The sequence below is a fragment of the Coprococcus intestinihominis genome (assembly GCF_040096555.1).
Classification (GTDB): domain Bacteria; phylum Bacillota; class Clostridia; order Lachnospirales; family Lachnospiraceae; genus Coprococcus_A; species Coprococcus_A intestinihominis.
Genome location: NZ_JBBMEK010000291.1, coordinates 1 through 3,925, shown reverse-complemented (window position 1 = coordinate 3,925; position 3,925 = coordinate 1). Strand labels below are relative to the sequence as shown.

The window sequence follows — 3,925 nt, the reverse complement described above, 5'->3', positions numbered from 1 at the left end:
CGTTTTTATATTTCAGATTTTAGGAGGTGCAGAGGATGCGTGGATGGATCGATTGGGCCAGAAAGTACCCGATGACGATGCTTTTGATCATCTGTTGCCTTATTGGCGGCCCTTACTTTGGCGGGCAGCGTGCGATCGAGGCCTATAAGAATTATACAGGGAAGGCAACGGCGGCGGATGTCCTTGGTACATGGACCCAGAAGGCAGCAGAGCATCCGACACTGCTGAAAGCGGATGCCCAGGGAACGAAGGAACAGCAGGCCGCCAAAAAAGGCGGACCGTTTACGGATGTGGATCAGAGTTATCTGGATGATGCGGTGTTTATCGGTGATTCCAGAACGGATACATTGAAAATGTATGCGGGATGGGAGAATACGACGTACTATGTTAAGACTGGAACTAACATCTGGGATATCATGGATGTGGTGCCGGATGATGAAGACAGGACCATTGATGAGGAACTTCAGAATAAACAGTTCGGCAAAGTTTATATCATGTTGGGAGTGAATGAACTGGGAACCGGTACAGCGGAAACCTATTACCAGCAGTTCAAAAAGGTTGTGGCGCGTATCAGGGAACTTCAGCCGAATGCGTTGATCTTCGTGGAGTCTATTATTCATGTATCCGCCGAGAAGGATGCAGAGGGTACAGTGATCAACAATACAGAAATCAACGCCCGCAATAAGTGGCTTAAAAAACTGGCGGACAACAAGACGATTTTTTATCTGGATTACAATGAAGTTCTGGATGATGAGAACGGTGCATTAAAAGCCGATTCCACCTTTGATGGTGTTCATTTGCAGGCGGATAAGATTGAGCCGTGGAAGCAATTTATCCTGAGTCACGGCGTGAAATAGGGCGGCCGCTGAATAATGAAATGATTGCGGTCATAAGTATTAATATTGCTCTTTTGGAATCCCATTTTTAGTTTTTGAACCGCAATCGATTTATTATTTAATGCGGCCGCTTTCCCTATGGCAATCTTATATAAAATCTGCTAAAATAAAGTATATGGAAAATCATTTTCATGAGATGACTTGATTTATGGATATTCAGAAAATAGCAAAACGCTTGTTATTCTTGGATAAACATCTAAATTAACAGTTCGCAGCAGGTGGTTCAACATCGCCGGTCCTTAGGCGCTGTTTTTTAGCGCCTTAGTACCGTTGCAGATGTTGTGCAGCGGAAGCGTACCTGCGGTGAACGGTTAATTTAGATGTTTTCGAAGAACAAGGAAGCATTTTGCACCATCTGAATTTACAGAAAGGGGGATTTTTATGGGATTAAAGACGGTTGTTTTGAATTCAGAGAGGATGAATTACGATGGCAAGCTGGATCTGTCCGTTTTGTCATCTGAGGTCAAGGAATATGCTTCTACAGAGCAGGATCAGATTCTTGAACGTGTGCAGGGGATGGATGTTGTTGTGACGAAGGAGATGCCCGTTGACGGCGATACAATTGCCCGTTTTCCGGATTCTGTTCAGTTGATCTGTGAGGCCGGAACAGGATACAACAATATCGATATTGAAGCTGCAAGGGCCAGAGGTATTACGGTATGCAATATTCCGGCTTACAGCACAGAACGTGTGGCCCATACAGCGATTATGATGATTCTGAATCTCAGTTCCTCCATGCAGATCCAGCAGGCAATGCTGGCAAGGGGGGACCGAAGCAATTTTACGAAATGTATGCAGGTCAGTCATGTGGAAGTCAATGGCAAGGTCCTGGGTATTGTGGGCGCCGGAAACATTGGACGTGAAGTGATCAAGGTGGCACAGGCCCTTGGCATGAAAGTACTTGCTTATGTAAGGACACCGAGAGCCGATGAGGATAATCTTAAGTACGTTTCCTTTGAAGAATTGCTGAAACAGAGTGATTATATCAGTCTGCATTGTCCGCTGACACCGCAGACAAGACATATGATCAACAAAGAGACCATTGCCATGATGAAACCGACAGCTTACATTATTAATACCGGACGCGGTGCCCTTATTGATGAACCGGCGCTGATCGAAGCGCTGAAAGAGGGAAGAATTGCCGGTGCAGGTCTGGATGTACAGGAGACAGAGCCGCCGGTACAGGATAATCCGCTTTATGATATGCCGAATGTTATTCTGACGCCGCATATGGGCTGGAAGGGCCTTGAGACGCGTCAGAGACTGGTGTCTATCCTGGCTGCCAATATTCAGGCGTTTGACGAGGGCAGACCTCAGAATGTGGTCAGCTAAGCTTCATTTTGGCTTATATTTAGCTAAAGAGCGGATTCTTTAAATGAAAAGGTTTGATTTCCTGCATATTTGTGATAGAATAGCATATGTTCGATTTGAGCAGGATGTGTATTATAGTAGAATTGCAGAGGTGCAGGAAAGATGATGAATTATATTATTGTATTTTTAATTTCAATGGTGCCGCTGATTGAACTCCGCGGCTCCATTCTTTATGCCACCGGAATAGGACTTCCGTTTTTGCCGGCCTATATCACAGCCATTATCGGCAATATGCTGCCGGTTCCTTTTATCTTTCTGTTTGCGAGAAAGATACTGGTCTGGGGAGCTGATAAGCCGGTCATCGGCAGATTTTTCAGTTTTTGCCTTGAGAAAGGCGAGAAGGGCGGCAAGAAGCTTCAGGCGAAGGCAGGCAGAGGTTTGTTTGTGGCGCTTTTATTATTCGTGGGCATTCCGCTTCCGGGAACAGGTGCCTGGACGGGAACTCTGGCAGCCAGTCTTCTGGATATGGATTTCAAGTCCAGTGTGGTGGCTGTTATGTGCGGTGTACTCCTGGCAGGTATTATCATGGGAGCCGCAAGTGCGGGACTTTTTGGCGCGCTTGGCGCATTGATTGGCTAGAAACCTACAAGGAAGCCTTTGGAATATGCTGGGGTCGGATAAAACGCATGACTGCCGGGCAGACATGTATTTTATGCCGGAGAGGCCTGATTTAGAATGAGAGAGAGGAAAGAGCTAATGATAAACATGTTGTTTAATGGTGTGCCGGCGAATATAATGGCACTGGCCGGTCTGGTATTTGCTTTTATAATGACCTGTCTGCTCCTTGTCAAGTGCAATGATAGACTGCCGAAGGATCAGGGAAGAGAGTTCGCTGTGAACGGTGCCCTGTCTGCGGGAAAGCCGAGAGGTGCAGGATTTATATTTATCCTTGTATTTATCGTATCAGTTGTTTTATTCTGCGAGCTGAATACAGAGATTATTATTTACCTTGTATTACTGGCAGCTGCCATGATGACAGGATTTCTGGACGATTGTTCCAGAGCCCCTTGGGGAGAACTCAAGAAAGGGCTTCTGGATTTCGCCATTGCGGTCATGGTTGCCATTACATTTTTGAACTTTAACAGCAACGTTGTAGAGTTTGCAATCTTCGGCGGCAGTATCACGATCCCTCCGGTGATCTTCGGTATTCTGACCGTTGTTCTTGTATGGGTATCCATCAATGTGACAAACTGCAGTGATGGTGTGGATGGTCTGTCCGGTACGCTGACGATCATCACATTGATCAGTTTGTATATGGTGGATCAGATCAAGGGAATGGATCCGGTCTTCTCCCATACGATTTTGCTGTTTGTCATCTGTATTCTGGCTTATCTCTGGTTTAATGCAACACCGAGTAAGCTGATGATGGGCGATGCAGGTTCAAGAGCCATGGGCTTTTTCATCAGTATTGCAGCCCTGAAGACGGGAAGCCCATTTATTTATATCCCTGTAGCGATTGTACTGATTCTGGACGGCGGTCTCGGTCTTTTGAAGGTATCGTTGCTTCGCTTCCTGAAGATCAGGATTCTTGTGAATACAAGAACACCGCTGCATGATCATGTCCGTAAGGTGATGGGATGGTCCAACACACAGGCTGTGTTCAGATTTGCCATCATTCAGATCATGATTTCAGCAGCAGTTATTTATCTGATCATGTA

Annotated in this window: 4 protein-coding genes; all 4 read left to right on the top strand. The window is 45.9% G+C overall.

Going from position 1 to position 3,925, the window contains the following annotated elements; all coding sequences use genetic code 11:
• The first annotated feature begins 35 nt into the window (after positions 1–35).
• Positions 36–857, top strand: coding sequence for a GDSL-type esterase/lipase family protein (locus WMO25_RS15855; protein WP_227082482.1), 822 nt, complete (start codon positions 36–38; stop codon positions 855–857).
• 420 nt (positions 858–1,277) lie between these two features.
• A complete protein-coding gene (locus WMO25_RS15850) occupies positions 1,278–2,228 on the top strand; it encodes a D-2-hydroxyacid dehydrogenase (RefSeq protein ID WP_015513506.1) in 951 nt (316 codons plus the stop codon).
• Positions 2,229–2,369: 141 nt separating this feature from the next.
• Entirely contained in the window at positions 2,370–2,846 is a 477-nt protein-coding gene (locus WMO25_RS15845) for a COG2426 family protein (protein WP_215689614.1), read from the top strand.
• Positions 2,847–2,963: 117 nt separating this feature from the next.
• A partial coding sequence (locus tag WMO25_RS15840; protein WP_227082483.1) for an MraY family glycosyltransferase occupies positions 2,964–3,925 on the top strand: 962 nt, incomplete at its 3' end.